At 38.3% G+C, this 18,790-nt stretch carries 20 protein-coding genes; all 20 read left to right on the top strand.

Annotation, left to right across the window (positions count from 1 at the left end; genetic code table 11):
- Position 1: 1 nt before the first annotated feature.
- On the top strand, positions 2-589 hold the full coding sequence (locus tag NST02_RS15080) for a MotE family protein (RefSeq protein ID WP_095308064.1): 588 nt from the start codon (positions 2-4) through the stop codon (positions 587-589).
- Between the two features lie 27 nt (positions 590-616).
- Positions 617-1,870: a flagellar hook-length control protein FliK gene (locus NST02_RS15075; protein WP_340949233.1), complete on the top strand. Its 1,254-nt coding sequence runs from the start codon at positions 617-619 to the stop codon at positions 1,868-1,870.
- Positions 1,871-1,883: 13 nt separating this feature from the next.
- Positions 1,884-2,522, top strand: coding sequence for a flagellar hook assembly protein FlgD (gene flgD / locus NST02_RS15070; protein ID WP_095308068.1), 639 nt, complete (start codon positions 1,884-1,886; stop codon positions 2,520-2,522).
- A gap of 14 nt (positions 2,523-2,536) precedes the next feature.
- Positions 2,537-2,923 carry a TIGR02530 family flagellar biosynthesis protein gene (locus NST02_RS15065; RefSeq protein ID WP_095308070.1) on the top strand — a complete coding sequence of 129 codons (387 nt, stop codon included), beginning with the start codon at positions 2,537-2,539 and terminating at the stop codon, positions 2,921-2,923.
- A gap of 74 nt (positions 2,924-2,997) precedes the next feature.
- Positions 2,998-4,221, top strand: a complete 1,224-nt coding sequence (locus NST02_RS15060; RefSeq protein ID WP_340949232.1) for a flagellar hook protein FlgE — start codon at positions 2,998-3,000, stop codon at positions 4,219-4,221.
- Positions 4,222-4,275: 54 nt separating this feature from the next.
- Entirely contained in the window at positions 4,276-4,497 is a 222-nt protein-coding gene (locus NST02_RS15055) for a flagellar FlbD family protein (RefSeq protein ID WP_095308074.1), read from the top strand.
- Positions 4,487-4,915 carry a flagellar basal body-associated protein FliL gene (gene fliL, locus NST02_RS15050; RefSeq protein ID WP_095308076.1) on the top strand — a complete coding sequence of 143 codons (429 nt, stop codon included), beginning with the start codon at positions 4,487-4,489 and terminating at the stop codon, positions 4,913-4,915. The genes NST02_RS15055 and fliL overlap by 11 nt, the downstream gene beginning before the upstream one ends.
- Positions 4,916-4,959: 44 nt before the next feature.
- Positions 4,960-5,958, top strand: coding sequence for a flagellar motor switch protein FliM (gene fliM, locus NST02_RS15045; RefSeq protein WP_137742838.1), 999 nt, complete (start codon positions 4,960-4,962; stop codon positions 5,956-5,958).
- The gene (gene fliY, locus NST02_RS15040; protein ID WP_095308079.1) at positions 5,948-7,195 is read left to right on the top strand and encodes a flagellar motor switch phosphatase FliY; all 1,248 of its coding nucleotides are present in this window, start codon (positions 5,948-5,950) and stop codon (positions 7,193-7,195) included. The genes fliM and fliY overlap by 11 nt, the downstream gene beginning before the upstream one ends.
- A 19-nt stretch (positions 7,196-7,214) precedes the next feature.
- A complete protein-coding gene (locus NST02_RS15035; RefSeq protein WP_095308081.1) occupies positions 7,215-7,577 on the top strand; it encodes a response regulator in 363 nt (120 codons plus the stop codon).
- Between the two features lie 73 nt (positions 7,578-7,650).
- Complete coding sequence (locus NST02_RS15030; protein ID WP_095308082.1) at positions 7,651-8,322, top strand: flagellar biosynthetic protein FliO; 672 nt, start codon at positions 7,651-7,653, stop codon at positions 8,320-8,322.
- Positions 8,319-8,984 carry a flagellar type III secretion system pore protein FliP gene (gene fliP, locus NST02_RS15025; protein WP_095308084.1) on the top strand — a complete coding sequence of 222 codons (666 nt, stop codon included), beginning with the start codon at positions 8,319-8,321 and terminating at the stop codon, positions 8,982-8,984. The genes NST02_RS15030 and fliP overlap by 4 nt, the downstream gene beginning before the upstream one ends.
- Before the next feature lie 86 nt (positions 8,985-9,070).
- On the top strand, positions 9,071-9,340 hold the full coding sequence (fliQ, locus tag NST02_RS15020) for a flagellar biosynthesis protein FliQ (protein WP_095308086.1): 270 nt from the start codon (positions 9,071-9,073) through the stop codon (positions 9,338-9,340).
- 4 nt (positions 9,341-9,344) lie between these two features.
- The gene (gene fliR / locus NST02_RS15015; RefSeq protein ID WP_095308088.1) at positions 9,345-10,121 is read left to right on the top strand and encodes a flagellar biosynthetic protein FliR; all 777 of its coding nucleotides are present in this window, start codon (positions 9,345-9,347) and stop codon (positions 10,119-10,121) included.
- Between the two features lies 1 nt (position 10,122).
- A complete protein-coding gene (gene flhB / locus NST02_RS15010) occupies positions 10,123-11,205 on the top strand; it encodes a flagellar biosynthesis protein FlhB (RefSeq protein ID WP_095308090.1) in 1,083 nt (360 codons plus the stop codon).
- Positions 11,206-11,369: 164 nt separating this feature from the next.
- On the top strand, positions 11,370-13,406 hold the full coding sequence (gene flhA / locus NST02_RS15005) for a flagellar biosynthesis protein FlhA (protein ID WP_095308092.1): 2,037 nt from the start codon (positions 11,370-11,372) through the stop codon (positions 13,404-13,406).
- Positions 13,403-14,578, top strand: a complete 1,176-nt coding sequence (gene flhF / locus NST02_RS15000; protein WP_212933446.1) for a flagellar biosynthesis protein FlhF — start codon at positions 13,403-13,405, stop codon at positions 14,576-14,578. Before flhA ends, flhF begins: the two co-directional genes overlap by 4 nt.
- Positions 14,562-15,425: a MinD/ParA family protein gene (locus tag NST02_RS14995; protein ID WP_212933447.1), complete on the top strand. Its 864-nt coding sequence runs from the start codon at positions 14,562-14,564 to the stop codon at positions 15,423-15,425. Before flhF ends, NST02_RS14995 begins: the two co-directional genes overlap by 17 nt.
- Before the next feature lie 8 nt (positions 15,426-15,433).
- On the top strand, positions 15,434-16,528 hold the full coding sequence (locus tag NST02_RS14990) for a protein-glutamate methylesterase/protein-glutamine glutaminase (protein ID WP_340949231.1): 1,095 nt from the start codon (positions 15,434-15,436) through the stop codon (positions 16,526-16,528).
- 168 nt (positions 16,529-16,696) lie between these two features.
- On the top strand, positions 16,697-18,754 hold the full coding sequence (locus NST02_RS14985) for a chemotaxis protein CheA (RefSeq protein WP_095308099.1): 2,058 nt from the start codon (positions 16,697-16,699) through the stop codon (positions 18,752-18,754).
- The last annotated feature ends 36 nt before the right edge of the window (positions 18,755-18,790 follow it).

The following is an 18,790-nucleotide window of genomic DNA, read 5'->3' as shown; positions in this document are numbered from 1 at the left end:
GATGGCAAAAATAGCAGAAGAAGTAGAAGAAAAAAAAGCGAATAAATTCCAATGGTTTCTTTACACCGGAGTTATCCCAGTATTATTTTTAATTGTCGTTCTATTAATTGTTTTCTCAGTTGCCGGCATTAATGTTTTTGAAAAAGCTCAGGAATACAGTCAAAAGATCCCTTTTCTATCGCAAATGATGGAAGAGGAGCCAAGCAAAACGATGGAAGATTTAGAAGCAGATACCATTGAGCTTGAAGGGATAATTAAAGATAAAGAAGCACAAATTGAAAAATTGCAGCAGGAGCTAGAAGGAAAAGATACTGAAATTGAGCGAAATAAACTAGAAATTGAACAACTTCAACTGCAAATAGACGACCTTCTGGCGATTCAAGAAGAAAATAAACGTGCTTTTCAGGATATTGTGAAGACTTATGAAACGATGTCAGCGAAAAAAGCTGCCCCAATTATTTCACAGATGCAAGAACAAGAAGCAATGCAAATTTTATCAAATATTAAGTCAGATAATTTAGCTGCTATATTGGAGAATTTATCTCCAGAGGAGGCGGCGAAGTATACGGAATTATTAACTAATGAGTAGCAATTTTATTGATCGAAAGGAGGTGAAATGATGGAGATCGGAGCTGTTAATATATTAAGTTCTTCCTCATCTTCGCAGAAAGCAGGCAATTTTAAAAATGTCACTGGCTTTAAAGGACTTGTTGGGACATTTTTGCAAGAGCCAAATTTGGCAGATGATTCGGTCGCTGCTGCGAACAAGCTATTACAATCTTTTTCGAAGGAAGAATTGCTGGATTTGATTGCTTTTTTGCAAACCGAGGATGTACTTGATTTGGATGAGGGTTTGCTCATGTTGAATCAATCACTTTCCGTTCATCACGAAGATGAATTATTTCAGTTAATTGAAGAAGTATTGTTGCCAAATTTATCACTTGCGCAGTTGGCTGAGAGAATTGATGTTGCGTCTCTTGGGACCAATGCTATGAGAATCGAGGACTTAGTAGCGGTTTTAGGGCAATTGAATGCGATGACGTCAGAGGAGTTGCGAAATTCATTAAGCGGTGATATGGCTCAAATACTTAAGACTGTAAAAATGTTTGAACTTCTTGCTGGTGAACAGAAATTGTCTGCAGATCACGGGAAATTGAAAGATCTATTGCAGCAATTTACAAAAAGACTTGAACTTCTCCTTTCTGCAGATAGTGAAAATAAACCGCCATTAAATAGACAAGAGTATATAATTAGAACATTTTCGGCAGTGGCCCAGGAGCTTAACAGCAAGCAGCCACTGGCAAAGCAAACAGGTGAAGCGGGGCTTGAATCAAAGAATTTAGCTGCTAAAGCAGAGACAGTTCATGGTATGATTCAATATCATCAAGTGTCAAAAGCTGAGCAACTTACTTTGTCTTTGCAACAAGGCGAACGACCAACAGGGGCAAATGAGTTAATCAAGCAATTTGAAAATATCCTTGCAAGAAGTAATTTTTCCAATAACGCTGGCACTCAAAAACTTTTAATTAAGCTCAACCCAGAACATTTAGGAGCTTTGCGAATCGAATTGATTCAACGTGACGCCGGATTGGTGGCAAAAATCATGACTACCACAAAATTGGCGAAGGAAACATTGGAGACGCATTTGAATGGCTTAAAACAGGCATTCGGCACGCAAAATATTCAAGTCGATCGCGTTGAAATCTCCCAAGCACTGAATCAACAGCAGGAAAGATTTATTGGACGAGAGCAACAGTCCCAGCAAAATGGACAGGAAAACAGACAACAACAGGAGCAAGGCAAAAACGAGACAGAAGAGGCTTCTTTTATGACTTCCTTTGAAGAGGCGCTCTTAAATACTGAAGTATAGGCAGGTTAAAAATATGTCAAATACTATTGCACCTTCTTTACTCTATTCCAATTATAAAAATGAACAGAAAAAAACTGGTTCCAACACATTGGGAAAAGACGATTTCTTAAAATTGCTGATTACCCAGTTGCAAAATCAGGATCCAACAAATCCAATGCAGGATCGTGAATTCATTGCTCAGATGGCTCAGTTTTCTTCATTGGAGCAAATGACAAATATGAATTCACTGATGCAAAAAGTTGCAAATGCGCAAGAAGAGAGCAACCTTATCTCTTATGGGCAATTTATAGGAAAAGAAATTACTTGGCATAAACTTGAAGAGAATGCAAACGGTGAAATCAAGATATTAGAAGGAACGGGGAAAGTAGTTTCTCTTCAATTTAAGGAAGGCAATGTGTACTTTATTTTAGAAGATGGAACAAAGCTAGAACCGGGTAATATTTCACAATTTAATGAACAAATAGCAAAAGATTACGATCTGATCCAAGCGAGTATGCTGATAGGTAAAACAGTGACTTATTTAAGTAGCAACAAAGAAGAAGCAACAGCCGCGATTAAATCAGTGTCGATAAAGGATGGAAAAATCCAATTTCACTTAGATGATGATAGTAATACGACAATCACTTCCTCGCAAATGATAAAAATTCAATAGGAGAAGGTTGATTGATGGATAAATTTGATTTTAGACCCATAAAATCTCAACCAATTACTCCCCAAACTGTTCAGACGAAAAAATTGAAATCAATGAGTGGGAATGTGTTTTCCCAGCATTTACAGCAGGCAATCATTGATAGCAACAAGCTAACGTTAAGCAAACATGCAAAGGAAAGACTGCAGCAGCGGGATATTCACATTGATGATAGACGCTGGAAACAAATTGAAGCAAAGGTTAGTGAAGCAAAGAAAATGGGAGTAAAAGAATCATTAGTTTTATTAGATGAAGCGGCATTAATTGTCAGTGCGAAAAATAACACAGTCATTACAGCAATGGATCGTCAGGAAGCAACATCACAAATTTTCACCAATATAAATGGAACAATTGTTCTCGAATAATTAAAGGCTGGACCTAGATAGGAAGCCAAAGCTGCGGAATGACTGAAGCAGCTTAATTGAAAGGAGAATTATTTATGCTACGTTCAATGTACTCTGGAATTAGTGGTTTGAAAAACTCGCAAACAAAGCTTGATGTCATTGGTAATAATATTGCTAATGTCAATACTTATGGTTTTAAAAAGAGTCGCGTAACATTTAAAGACATGCTGAGCCAAACGGTTGCTGGAGCTTCTGCAGCCACTGATTTACGCGGAGGGACTAACCCTAAACAAATAGGACTTGGTTCCACTTTAGCAACGATTGATACGATTCATGATGGCTCTAGCTTGCAAACTACGACTCGTTCTTTAGATGTAGGAATTGATGGCGATGGCTATTTCGTTGTAAGACAAGGAAACGCCCAATACTACACAAGAGCAGGTAATTTCTACTTGGATGAAAACGGCACACTTGTAAACGGGGATGGTTTAGCTGTACAAGCTTATCGCTACGATGCTAACGGCAATTTAACAAATGTTTATGGAGATGTGGCGGTAAATATTAATGCGGTTATGCCAGCAACGGTTACAAGCAATGTCGTATTTTCAGAGAATTTATCCGCAGATGCGATTACAGATTCTGTTTATACTCAGCAGATTAGAGTGATTGATAATGGTGGAAATCCGCATAGCATTGATGTTCATTTTAAAAGAACGGCAACGGGATGGGAGTATTTCATTAATAAGGATCCAGAAGCAAATCCTGCCCCGACTAGCGATGGTACATTAACCTTTGGTGCGGATGGTAATTTAACGAATCCAACAGCACCAGTAACCTTTAACTTGGATATCGATGGACAAGCTGCTACCACTGTAGACAATTTAGCTCTTACCCTTAATTTTGCCGGCTTAACGATGAATTCTGGACCGACAACAGCAATTGTGAACCCGAACGGGAATACAGAAGGAAAGCTGGATAGCTTTAATATCGGGGCATCAGGAGATATTAGCGGTGTGTATTCAAACGGTGAAATTGTGACACTGGGTCGCTTGGCATTAGCTAAATTTAGCAATACATCAGGTCTTACGAAAGCAGGAAACAATCTCTTTCAGGAATCCATTAACTCAGGTGCTGCTAATATCGGTGCAGCGGGTGATGGAAGAGGTTCATTGGTATCAGGCGCCTTAGAGATGTCAAACGTAGACCTGTCAGAGGAATTTACAGAAATGATCGTTGCCCAGCGTAGCTTCCAAGCGAATACGCGTATTATTACAACATCTGATGAGATACTGCAGGAGCTTGTAAATTTAAAACGATAGGGTAAGGGAGGGACAGGACTGAAGTGGTAGAAGTCTTCAGTCCTGAATATTACCGTGATAAATGTTACAAGATTAAATGGAAAGCCTTATATCATTAATGCAATTTATATTGAAACAATTGAATCCTTTCCTGATACGACGATTACCCTGTCAAATGGTCATAAATATGTTGTGAAGGAAACCGAGGAAGAAATCGTACAGTTAGTGAATAAGTTCTATCAAACTGTCAACCTATTAGGAGTTCAACAGTTGGAGGGCCCAGAGCATGAAAAATAATAAGCTTGTCATGATAATGTTAATTATTCTAATTACGATTACTCTTGTTGGAGCTGTTGCTGTTGTAGTCGTTCTAAAGGTAACAGGAGCTGAAAACACCGCGGGACCAACAATTGATGAGTTATTAGAGTATTCGGTGGACATTCCAGAAATTACGACTAATTTAGCTGGAAATGATTTTATTCGTATCTCATTCAAAATTCAAACTGATAGTAAGAAAGCAAAGGAAGAATTGGAAAAACGAGATTTTCAAGTTAATAACATTATTATTCATACATTATCTGAAAAGAAACCAGAGGAGATTCAAGGTTCACAAGGACAAAAACTTCTTGAAGAAGAGTTAAAGGAAAAAGTAAATGAATTGATGATGTCCGGAAAAGTGGAGAAAGTATACATCACCGGATCGCTCCTCCCGTAATTTTTCGACAAAATTGAGATGTAAGTGAATGGAGGTGAGGATTCGTGTCCGGAGAGGTTTTATCACAAAGTGAAATTGATGCGTTATTATCTGCCATCTCTACAGGAGAAATGGATGCTGATGAGCTTAAAAAAGAGACGAGCGAGAAAAAGGTAAAAGTCTATGACTTTAAAAGAGCATTAAGATTTTCCAAAGACCAGATTCGAAGCTTAACAAGAATTCATGAGAATTTTGCCAGATTGTTAACAACTTTTTTCTCCGCTCAATTGAGAACCTATGTTCAAATTTCAGTTGCATCTGCTGATCAAATCCCATATGAGGAGTTTATTCGTTCCATACCGAAAATGACGATCTTAAATGTATTTGAGGTGCCCCCATTAGATGGTCGAGTCTTGATGGAAGTGAATCCTAACATTGCTTATGCAATGATGGATCGAATGATGGGTGGGAAAGGTAGCAGCATCAATAAAGTTGAGAATTTAACTGAAATTGAAACAAAGATTATGACGACAACGTTTGAACGTTCTCTGGAATACTTACGTGAAGCTTGGGAAACAATCGCTGAGATTGAACCAATAATGGCTGATTTTGAAGTGAATCCTCAGTTTTTACAAATGGTTTCACCGAATGAGACGGTCGTTGTAATATCGCTTAACACCACGATTGGTGAAACAACAGGAATGATAAATATTTGTATTCCTCACGTTGTTTTAGAACCGATAATACCAAAGCTTTCTGTCCATTATTGGATGCAGACAGATAAAAAGGATAGAGAGCCTCAGGAAGTCGAGCTTTTAGAAAAACGACTAAAAAGAGCCAATCTGCCTATTGCGGTTGAATTGGGAAATGCCGAGATCACGATTCAAGATTTCTTGATGATGGATGTTGGTGATGTTATAGAATTAAAACAAACGATTGAAAATCCATTAACGATTAAAATAGCTGAAGTTCCAAAATTCAAGGGACAAGCTGGAAAACTCAATAAAAAAATTGCAGTGCAAATATTAGAGACATTGAAGGGGGGAGACGATAATGGTGAGTGATGATATGCTCTCTCAAGATGAGATAGATGCTTTGTTAAAAGGAACAGATGATGTAGAGCTAGACAGCACCAAAAACGAAGACGTTAATGTGGAAGAATATTTAACAGTAATGGAGCAAGATGCTTTAGGGGAAATTGGAAATATTTCTTTTGGGAGCTCGGCAACGGCATTATCCACATTATTAAATCAAAAAGTTGATATTACGACACCAACCGTTTCAGTCATTTTAAAGAGTGATTTAGAGGATGAGTTTCCACACCCTTATGTAGCGATTCAAGTCAAATATACAGAAGGTTTCTCAGGAACGAATCTACTTGTCGTTAAACAAGAGGATGCTGCCATTATTGCCGATTTAATGCTTGGTGGAGATGGATTAAATCCTGCTGAGTTACTGGGAGAAATCCAACTCAGTGCTGTTCAAGAGGCAATGAATCAAATGATGGGTTCTTCAGCAACTTCAATGTCTACAATCTTTAGTAAAAAAGTGGACATTTCGCCACCAACAATTGATATGTTGGATATTCAGCATGGTGAAGGAACTGAAAAAATACCGAAAGATGATATGCTTGTCAAGGTTTCATTTAGGTTGAGAGTGGGAGAACTTATCGACTCCAGCATTATGCAGTTGTTACCGCTCTGTTTCGCCAAGGAGCTAGTTGCAGAATTGTTAAATCCATCTGGCAGTAAGACTGAAGAGTCAGCTTCAAGCGCTGAAGCGGCTGTCTATAATGAACAGCCTCAACCAGCAAGCGCCGCTGTAAATGCTGGAGCACAAGCGTCGGCTCCAGTGTATAGTGAAGCTTCACAACAAAGTTCACAGCCTGGTGGATATCAAATTCCGCCAATGCAACAGCCTATGGCCCATCACCAACCGGGTCCACAGCATTACGGAGCGCAGTATCAAAGCGGTCCACAGCCGACAGTACAACCAGCAATGTTTTCTAGCTTTGACCAGTATCAGCTTCAAGAATCTGAGGCGAAAAATTTAAATATGTTATTTGATATTCCGCTTCAAGTAACAGTCGAGCTAGGTAGAACGAAAAGATCTGTGAAGGAAATCCTTGAACTATCTCCTGGATCAATTATTGAATTGGACAAGCTGGCAGGTGAACCAGTTGACATATTAGTAAATAATCGCTTAATCGCAAAGGGTGAAGTGGTTGTTATTGATGAAAACTTTGGGGTCCGTGTAACAGATATCATTAGTCAAACAGACCGACTAAATAAACTAAGATGAACAATGGGGGAAAAGATTAATGGCGCACAAAATTTTAATTGTAGATGATGCAGCATTTATGCGGATGATGATTAAAGATATTTTAACAAAAAACGGTTTTGAAGTAGTAGGTGAAGCTGCTGATGGTGCACAGGCACTTGAGAAGTATCAAGAAACGAATCCGGACTTGGTAACGATGGATATCACGATGCCGGAAATGGATGGAATTACAGCGTTGAAGGAAATTAAGAAATTAAACCCAAGTGCGAAGGTAATTATGTGTTCAGCAATGGGGCAGCAGGCGATGGTTATCGATGCTATCCAAGCTGGGGCAAAAGACTTCATTGTAAAACCGTTCCAAGCAGATCGAGTTATTGAAGCGATTTCGAAAACATTGGCATAGTGTTCATTTAAAGGGCGGCTTTCATGCCGCCATACTTTCTCTACTAGAATTCAAAATATAGAGGTGCATCCAGTTGCGAGTAATTCAGCAATCCGTCAAAATCCTTCTTCTTTCCGTTGTATTAGTGATCGGATTTCATACAGAGGTTAAGGCAGAACCAGACGATAGTGTGAAAAATATGTTTGAACAAGAACAACAAAATGTGGAGGAAGAATCTGAACCACAGGAGATTCCAAGCAACGAGGCTGTAGATGAAAGCGGCCCAGCGGGAATTACGATTTGGGACTTCATGAAAATGATTGTGGCCACCATATTTGTGATCGCACTTCTGTATTTTTTACTAAAGTTTATAAACAAAAAAAGCCACGGTTATCGTGATACGCAATTGATTCAAAATATTGGGGGGGCACCTGTTGGTTCAAACCGCTCCGTCCAGATTATTAAAGTAGGCAAAAGGCTGCTTATAGTTGGTGTGGGGGAAAACATTCAACTATTAAAAGAGATTGATGATGAAGAGGAAGCACGAGAAATTATTGAGGAACATAATCACAAAATTGAACAATTAGCTCGTCCAAGCGATATTGTGACAAAGGTAATTGAAAGAACGAAAGCATTTCAAAAACAGGATCAAGAAAAAGAAAAGCGTTCTTTTTCTTCACACTTGAAAACACAGTTAGATCAGATCACAAAGCAAAGAAAGAAGATGTACGATGAAATGGAGAAGAAAGGGTCAGAAGAGAAATGAATGAGTTTATGGAATTTTTTAACAATAGCGATCCTGCTAATGTTTCAACATCAGTTAAACTGATCCTACTTCTAACCGTGATGTCCTTGGCTCCAAGTATTCTAGTGCTGATGACTTCATTCACTAGAATTGTGATTGTTCTTTCCTTTGTCAGAACGGCGCTTGCCACTCAGCAAATGCCACCAAACCAAGTAATCATTGGTTTATCTCTATTTTTAACGTTTTTTATTATGGCACCTACCTTTAGTGAGGTGAATCAACAGGCTTTAACACCGTTATTTAATGAAGAAATTACCCTTGATGAAGCATATGAAAGGGCATCGCTGCCATTAAAGGAATTTATGAGTGCGCATACGAGGCAAAAGGATCTTGCTTTGTTCTTAGAGTATTCACAGGCTGAAAGGCCGGAGTCAATTGAAGATATCCCTCTTACTACACTTATACCGGCGTTCGCGATAAGTGAAATTAAGACAGCTTTTCAAATTGGTTTTATGATTTTTATTCCTTTTTTAGTGATAGACATGGTCGTGGCAAGTGTGTTGATGTCAATGGGGATGATGATGCTTCCACCAGTGATGATCTCACTGCCTTTTAAAATTTTATTATTCGTTCTGGTAGACGGTTGGTATTTAGTTGTGAAATCTCTATTGGACAGCTTCTAAATAATTTGTTTAAGAAGCTGACACCTTTGAAAGTAAGCATTTTAATCATATTCATTTGTACAAGCAAAAAAAGAAGGTGAAATTGGATGACTCCAGAAAGTGTAATTTCAATCGCAGAACAAGGGATTTGGATTGTTCTATTGATTAGTGGACCACTTCTATTGCTTGCTCTTATAGTAGGTTTAATCGTCAGCGTATTTCAAGCTACGACGCAAATCCAGGAACAAACATTAGCGTTTGTCCCTAAAATTGTCGCTGTCTTACTAGGAATTGTTTTCTTCGGTCCGTGGATGTTAAGTCGCATGCTTACTTATGCGAACGATATTTTTTCTAATTTAACGAGGTTTGTAGGCTGATGTTATGGTAGATTTACTTCCTGAATTTCCTGCTTTTTTACTTATTTTTGTTAGGGTTACATCATTTTTTTTGATGATGCCTCTTTTTTCTTACCGAACAATACCTGCAAGTCATAAAATCGGCCTCGGCTTTTTTCTTGCTTGGATTATGTTTTATACAGTAGAAGCACCGCTGTTTGAAATAAATGGTGCCTACTTTTTGCTAATTATGAAAGAAGCGCTCGTAGGCATACTGGTTGGCTTTATTGCTTATTTAATCCTTTCTGCTATTCAAATTGCTGGGGGGTTTATAGATTTTCAAATGGGATTTGCCATTGCCAACGTCATTGATCCGCAAACAGGTGCACAAAGCCCTTTAACAGGACAGTATTTTTACATTATTACACTGCTCTTTTTGCTGAGTGTAAACGGTCACCATCTTTTAATTGATGGTGTGTACTATAGTTATCAATTTATTCCTATAGATCAGGCTTGGATTCCTTTTGGGGATGAAAACATGGTTGAGTATGTGGTTAAGTCCTTTAGCTCCATGTTTATGGTTGCTTTACAAATGGCTATACCTGTTGTAGGGAGTTTGTTTTTAGTGGATGTGGCCTTGGGGATTGTTGCAAGAACTGTTCCTCAGTTAAACGTATTTGTTGTTGGTCTACCGCTGAAAATAGGAGTTAGCTTCATTGTCATATTTGCGGTTATGGCGATTATGATGGGCGTTGTTTCACAGCTTTTTGAACTAATGCTCGGTACAATGAGGGGGCTTATGGATCTAATTGGGAGTTCATAATATGGAATGGATAAAGTTAGATTTACAGTTGTTTGCAGGTGAGAAAACAGAGAAAGCGACGCCGAAAAAACGGCAAGATAGTCGAAAAAAAGGGCAGGTTGCTAAAAGTCAAGATGTTAATACGGCAATCGTGTTACTAGCTGTTTTTCTCACCCTATTATTTGCTGGACAGTTTTTTTTTGAATCATTACTCAATATCTTTAAGCATTCTTATCAGCAGTATATCGGTTTGAATGTAACGGAAAATAATCTGCGGATTATCCTTTTAGATATTCTCCAGGAACTTGTATTTGTCCTTGCTCCGATTATGGCTGTCGCAATGATCGCGGGAGTTGCAGCGAATTATATGCAGTTTGGCTTTTTGTTTTCAACAGAAACGATTCAACCTAAGTTGGAAAAATTGGATCCGATTAAAGGATTTAAAAGAATTTTTTCGCTTCGGGCGATCGTAGAACTGTTAAAGTCGATTTTAAAGATTTCGCTTGTTGGCTTGGCTACCTTTTCAGTCCTTTGGTTTCGAAAAGAAGAAATCCTGATATTAGCGCAAAAATCGCTTGGGGCTGGAATTACAACAATTGCAAATTTAACAGTGCAAATGGGATTAATTGCATCTATCTTATTAATAGTATTGTCGATACTAGATTATTTATATCAAAAATATGATTTTGAAAAGAATATTAAAATGTCGAAGCAGGATATCAAGGATGAGCATAAAAACATCGAAGGCGATCCATTGATTAAGTCAAAAATTAAACAGCGTCAACGTGAAATGGCAATGAGACGAATGATGCAAGAAGTTCCTAATGCTGATGTCGTGATCACCAACCCAACTCATTATGCAGTTTGTTTAAAGTACGATGAAAGTAAGCTTGATGCACCATTTGTTGTGGCAAAGGGTGTTGATTATGTAGCACAGAAGATTAAGTATATTGCGAAAGAAAATGATGTCGTTTTAGTGGAAAATCGTCCACTTGCAAGAGCTTTATATAGCCAAACTGAGATTGGCGATGCCATTCCTGAAGAATTTTTTAAAGCGGTGGCAGAAATATTGGCCTATGTTTATCGAGCTAAGAACAAGATTTAATTTTACAACAGGATTTAAATAAAGATCATAATGTTATATTGATTCCTTTGTAATCTCTGTTCATTTTCTTAAGATCTAGCAATGGGCACTGTTTATTAAATATGTTTGTGAAGGGCCCAACAGAATAATTAGCGCCTATTTGCTTTCAATTAGGGGGAAACACCATGCGAGCTAAAGATTTAATTGTATTACTCAGTGTCATTTTAATTGTGGCTATGCTCATTATCCCATTTCCAACATGGCTATTGAGTATCCTATTAATTGTGAATATATCGATAGCTCTCCTCATTTTACTGATTTCGATGAATATGAGTGAACCACTACAATTCTCGGTTTTTCCTTCATTGCTCTTATTAGTTACATTATTTCGCTTGGGCTTGAATGTATCGACGACTCGTTCTATCCTTTCAAAAGGGGATGCGGGAAATGTAGTTGAAACGTTTGGTTCATTTGTAATCGGCGGAAATGTCGTAGTAGGTCTCGTTATTTTCATTATCTTGGTAATCATCAATTTTATCGTCATCACAAAAGGATCAGAACGTGTTTCTGAGGTAGCAGCACGTTTCACATTAGATGCAATGCCAGGAAAGCAGATGAGTATCGATGCTGATTTAAATGCTGGTATGATTTCTGAGCATGAAGCAAGAGAACGTCGAGAGAAAGTTAGCAGAGAAGCAGATTTTTACGGTGCTATGGATGGTGCCAGTAAGTTTGTGAAAGGAGATGCCATTGCTGGCATAATTATTACACTAGTCAATCTGCTTTTTGGAATCGTGATTGGTGCTACGCAACTAGGGCTTCCGATCGCTGAAGCAGCAACGAAATTTTCACTTCTTACAGTGGGGGATGGAATTGTCAGCCAAATTCCTGCTCTATTAATTTCGACAGCAACTGGTATTGTTGTAACAAGGGCTGCTTCTGACGGAAACCTTGGACAGGATATAACAAAACAACTCTTATCATATCCAAAAATGTTGTACGTGACAGGTGGTACCATTATATTATTAGGTTTATTAACACCAATAGGGGCATTATTTACGCTTCCTGTAGGTGGTTTAATGCTACTTGGTGGTTACCGAATGACTAAAATCCCAGAAGTGTCGAAGGAACAATTGGAAGATGTCGAAGAGGACATTCAAACAGATGAACTGAAGAGTCCGGAAAGCGTAGTTAGCCTTTTAAATGTCGATCCTATTGAGTTTGAGTTTGGCTACGGCTTAATTCCGCTAGCAGATTCCAACCAGGGGGGGGATTTATTAGATCGAATCGTTATGATCAGGAGACAATTAGCAATAGAGCTAGGCCTTGTTATTCCGGTTGTGCGAATTCGTGATAATATCCAGCTACAGCCAAATGAATATCGGCTTAAAATTAAAGGCAATGAAATGGCGCGAGGAGAACTCCTTCTTGATCATTATTTAGCAATGAGTCCGGGAGTCGAAGATGATTCAATAGAAGGTATTGATACGGTGGAGCCATCCTTTGGTCTCCCTGCTAAATGGATTACAGAAGATATGAAGGAGCAGGCAGAGATATTTGGCTATACGGTAGTCGACCCACCATCTGTCGTTTCCACCCATATCACAGAGATTATAAAAGCGAATGCCCATGAACTACTTGGAAGACAGGAAACAAAACAACTAATTGACCATATAAAAGAGAGCTATCCAATACTGGTAGAAGAAGTGACACCAAATCCATTATCTGTTGGAGAAATACAAAAAGTTCTCGGAAAGCTGTTGCGGGAAAATGTTTCAATCCGTAATTTGCCGATTATTTTTGAAACATTGGCCGATTTTGGAAAGGTGACATCTGATACTGATTTATTAACTGAATACGTTCGACAAGCTTTGGCAAGACAAATTACGAATCAGTACAGTTCAGGTGGTGAGCAATTAAAAGTTATAACCGTTTCTGGAAAAATTGAAAAAATAATCGCAGATGGCATTCAACAAACAGAGCATGGCAATTATTTATCGATTGATCCGAATGTATCTCAGTCGATTTTGGAGTCCATCGCTGCACAAGTGGAACAGCTTTCGTTAATGGAGCAAACTCCGATCGTTCTTTGTTCACCAGCTGTTCGCATGTATATTAGACAGTTAACAGAACGCTATTTTCCACAAATTCCAATATTGTCTTATAACGAACTTGAGGCCAATGTTGAGGTACAAAGTGTAGGGGTGGTGAATATTGAGTGAAGGTAAAGAAATTTGTGGCTAGTTCAATGCCTGAAGCGATGAAGCGAATTAGAGCTGAATTAGGCAATGATGCGGTAATCTTAAATTCAAAAATCGTTTATACTGGTGGATTCCTTGGTTTGTTTCGAAAAAGGTGCATTGAGGTAATCGCGGCAATGGATCAAGTGTCCAATAGTCGGGAATCAAGGGTAAAAGAAAAACCGATCAATAAAATGCTCTACTATGAACCGGTTGCAACACAAAAAGAAAATCCTATGCTCAAATTTATCAAAGCAGAAGAAAATACATCCTCTGAAGTGATCAAGGAATTAACAGAAGTAAAACAACTGTTGCAAAATATTTCTTCCACAAGAGAAGATACCGTCTATCCAGAATTACTGCAACACATCAATCAAAAGCTCATTTCACAGGAAATTGAAGCCTCTATACGCAACGAGTTAATGGTTTCATTACTTGAAAAATGGTATACAAATCGAAGAGATTCCACGATTGATGATGTCAAGCGGTGGTGCAAGGAGGAGATGGCTGAGCGGATTTCTATGTTTAGATTCGGTGATATCTCTTTTTCGAAAAAGTACGTAAATGTCGTAGGTCCAACGGGTGTTGGAAAAACAACCACATTAGCAAAAATTGCAGCTGATTCAATGTTGAAATTCCGTAAAAAAGTGGCGCTAATAACAACCGATACTTATCGGATTGCAGCAATTGAACAATTAAAGACATATGCAAAAATACTTTCGGTCCCATTAGAGGTCTGTTATAACTTGAATGACTTTAAAAAGGCCTGCGACACTTTCAAAGACTTTGATGTCGTTTTAATTGATACGGCAGGTCGGAATTTTCGTGACCCCCGGTATGTGGAAGAACTTAAAAATATTATCGATTATGAAAACGAAATGGAAACATTTCTCGTTTTATCGTTAACTTCGAAGCAAAGTGATATGGAAGAAATATTTAAGCAGTTCTCAAGTATTGATATTAAGCAGTTTATTTTTACAAAATTAGACGAAACAGCTACGTATGGGGCTATGTATAATATGATCGACAAATATCAAATTGGGGTAGCTTACTTAACGAATGGACAAGATGTACCTGATGATAAAGTATCTGCTTCTGCAGAAGTAATTAGTAAATTGATTCTTGAGGATGAATCTGATGAAAGATCAAGCTGAAGCGCTGAGAAGACGTCTAAATAATATGTCGAAGCTAAGAAAAATGAAGGCTCTTGCCGTAGTAAGTGGTAAGGGAGGAGTCGGAAAATCGAATTTTTCATTAAACTTTGCGATCTCCTTGTGTCGTAAAGGCTATAAAGTGCTACTATTTGATATGGATGTAGGAATGGGCAATATTGATATTTTATTAGGTAAATCATCAAAATACACAATTGTTGATTTTTTTGACAAAAAAGAATCTCTAAACAATGTTGTGATGGAAGGTCCTGAGAATCTCCACTATATTGCTGGTGGTACAGGGTTGAATAGACTCTTTAAGCTGGACAAGGACATGATTGAGAAGTTTACGGAGGAATTTTCTGCTGTTTTAAACGCGTATGATTATGTCATTTTTGATATGGGGGCGGGTGTAACGGAAGAAACACTCCAACTGATTCTGTCCGTTGATGAAATCATCCTTGTTACGACACCTGAACCCACTTCAATCACGGACGGCTACGCCATGTTGAAACATATACATATGCAAAATGAAAAAGTCCCTTTTTTAGTGGTTGTAAACCGAACAATTGAAAAAAAAGATGGACTGTCAACTTTCAGTCGGCTTAATTCGGTAACGAAGAAATTTTTAGGGCGTGAATTAAAGCTGCTTGGAATGATTCCCGATGATAAATCAGTTAGAATAGCCGTAGCGAATCAAACACCGTTTGTTTTAACAACAAAATCTCTAACTTCTAAAGCGTTAGTAGAACTTACAGAGCGATATGAACAGGAAAATTTTAATGAGATGCAATCTTCTAATGCTATTCAGTTTGTTTCAAAGTTAAAGCGATTTCTCTTTGAAAGGTAGGGCGGGTAATGCCAAAAATTAAAGTGCTTATTGTTGATGATTCAGCATTCATGAGAAAACTGATAAATGATTTTCTGTCAGAGCATCCTTCTATAGACGTAATAGGCACAGCAAGAAATGGGGAGGATGCATTAAAAAAAATCAGTGCTTTAAAACCGGATGTTGTAACGATGGATATCGAAATGCCTGTAATGGATGGTTTAGAGGCGCTTCAAATAATTATGAAAGAACATCCGGTTCCAGTATTAATGTTGTCAAGCACAACACAGCTCGGCGCTGAGAATACAATGCTAGCGATTTCTTATGGGGCGATCGATTTTATTACAAAACCATCTGGTCCAATATCTCTTGATCTTATTAAGGTAAAGGAAGAATTAATCGAGAAAGTCATCTCTGCCAGCAAAGCTAATCTGGCTGAAATAATGAAAAAAACCACTTATGCCAAAAGTACTATTCCATCAACAAAAGAATGTAGTAAAATAGAACGAAAGGGACAGTCACTTCGTCCCGCTCAAAAAAGTCATGCTAATGGTAAAAAGATTATTTGTATAGGGACATCGACAGGTGGTCCCAGAGCGTTACAAGAGGTAGTCACAAAGTTACCAAAAGATTTGGATGCCGCTGTTTTTGTTGTCCAACATATGCCGGCTGGATTCACAAAAAGTCTTGCTGCTAGACTCGATTCTTTATCTGAGTGCCGTGTGAAGGAAGCGGAGGATGGGGAAATTGCAGAAAAAGGTACGATCTATATTGCTCCCGGTGGTTACCATTTACTTGTAAAAGAAGCTGGAGCAAGGTTAAAGATTGAACTGAGTACAAATATACCACCCAAAAGCGGTCATCGCCCTTCTGTAGATGTGATGTTTCAATCGATCAGCACGATTTCAGGTTATACGAAAATTGCCGTTATAATGACAGGAATGGGGGCTGATGGTTCACAGGGATTAATAGAGTTAAAGAATAGCGGTGAGGTAACAGCTATTGCAGAGTCGGAGGCGACATCGATCGTGTATGGAATGCCCAAGGCAGCTATTGCTACTAATTTGGTGGATGAGGTTGAAAATGTCGACAAAATTGCTGAAACGATATTGCAATATATTTAGGGAAAATTGAAAGAGTGAGTGATTGTTCAAATTAATGAGATTAGTAGGTTGAGAGGTCTGCTATCCTGGGAGATGGATAAACCATTTGTCTAGGTAAAGTCGGAGAATTCGCTAGCTATCTTGCATAAACTTTTTGAACATCCCAGATATGTCGAAGGGGGTAAGAAAATGGAATTGAATCAATATCTTGAAGTGTTTATTGAAGAAAGCAAAGAACATTTGCAAAGCTGTAATGAACGATTGCTTGATCTTGAGAAAAATCCTGAAGATATAAACATTGTTAATGATATTTTCCGCTCAGCTCATACTTTGAAGGGTATGTCTGCAACAATGGGTTATGAGGATCTTGCTAGTTTGACCCATCAAATGGAAAATGTTCTTGATGCGATCCGCAATCATAAACTATCGGTCACGCCTGAAATATTAGATGTTGTCTTTCAAGCAGTTGATGATTTGGAGGCAATGGTATTTTCGATTGCTGATGGTGGAGATGGAAAAAGAAATGTAACAGAAGTAGTAGAAAAATTAAAATTGATTGAAAAGGGTGAAAGTCCGCTGCAGGTACAGTCGCAGGCTGAGGCTGCCGCTACTACTACTGCTGCAGAATCAACGACATCAACTTTTAAAAGTGAATACGATGAATTTGAATACACAGTTCTTGAGCAATCGAAAGAGCAAGGTTTTGAGGCCTATGAAATTACGATTGCCTTAAGGGAGGATTGTCTTCTTAAAGCGGCTCGAGTGTATATGGTATTTGAAGTGTTGGAGAAGGTTGGAGAAGTCATTAAATCAACACCACCTGTTGATCAACTCGAAGAAGAGCAGTTTGATCAAGAATTTACCGTATCGATCGTTTCAAAAGAAAACCAAGAGGACTTAAAGAAAATAATTATGAAAGTTTCCGAAGTCGAAAAGGTGGAGATTAATGCGATTTCACTCGGAGATATTCGAAATAAACAGGAAACAACTGAGGCTTCTAGTGAAGAGGAAAGCAAGAAAACAGTAGAAGCAACAACAAATTCTGATGTTCCTGTTGAGACGGAACAGAAAAAGCAGACAAGTACGACGAAACAAGCTAGCAACAAAACCATAAGAGTAAACATTGAAAGACTTGATATTTTACTAAACTTATTTGAAGAGCTTGTGATTGATCGTGGTCGATTAGAACAGATTTCTAATGATTTGAAAAATCAAGAACTACATGAAACAGTTGAGAGAATGTCCAGGATTACCGGTGATCTGCAGAATATTATTTTAAATATGAGAATGGTCCCTGTAGAAACGGTGTTCAATCGCTTCCCTAGAATGGTTAGACAATTAGCTCGTGATTTAGGCAAAAAGGTTAACTTGGAAATTATTGGCGCTGAAACGGAACTCGATAGAACTGTTATTGATGAGATTGGTGATCCCCTTGTCCATCTCATTCGAAATGCACTCGATCATGGTTTAGAGACGCCGGATGTTCGAAAAGCGAACGGCAAGCATGAAGAGGGGACGGTTGTGTTAAAAGCATTTCACAGTGGTAATCATGTCTTTATTGAGATTGATGATGACGGTGCAGGAATCAAAAAACAAAAAGTCCTTGAAAAAGCAATTAAAAACGGAATTATTAATGAACAAACGGCCTCAACACTGACTGATAAGGAAGTATTCGAGTTAATCTTTGCTTCTGGATTTTCGACTGCCGATAAAATATCAGATGTTTCTGGTCGCGGAGTAGGACTAGATGTCGTTAAAAATACAATTGAATCATTGGGCGGTGCGATCTCGATTGAGTCAAGAGAAGGGAAAGGTTCGACGTTCTCTATCCAATTACCTCTTACTCTATCAATTATTTCTGTTATGCTTGTTGAAATTGAAAAGGAAAAGTTCGCAGTTCCTCTTTCTTCCATTATAGAAACGGCAATTGTTAAAAAGGATGAAATCTTAAATGCCCATAATCAAAAAGTGATTGATTTCCGCGGCAAGGTAGTACCACTTCTATTCTTGAAAGATATTTTTCAAGTGCCGAGCCAAGAGGAAGAGGACGAATTTTACTCTGTTGTTATCGTAAGAAAAGGCGATAAGATGGCTGGGTTGATTGTTGATTCCTTTATTGGTCAGCAAGAGGTCGTTCTTAAATCGCTTGGTAATTACTTAACGAATGTCTTTGCTATATCGGGTGCAACAATCCTTGGTGATGGTCAAGTTGCGCTAATCGTAGACTGCAACGCATTAATCAAATAGATTTGTGAAACGATTCTCCACGGATAGCTGTGGAGG

The sequence above is a fragment of the Robertmurraya sp. FSL W8-0741 genome, from assembly GCF_038004005.1.
Taxonomy (GTDB): Bacteria; Bacillota; Bacilli; order Bacillales; family Cytobacillaceae; genus Robertmurraya; species Robertmurraya siralis.
Note: the sequence above shows the minus strand (reverse complement) of the source record. Positions and strands in the feature narration are given on the sequence as shown.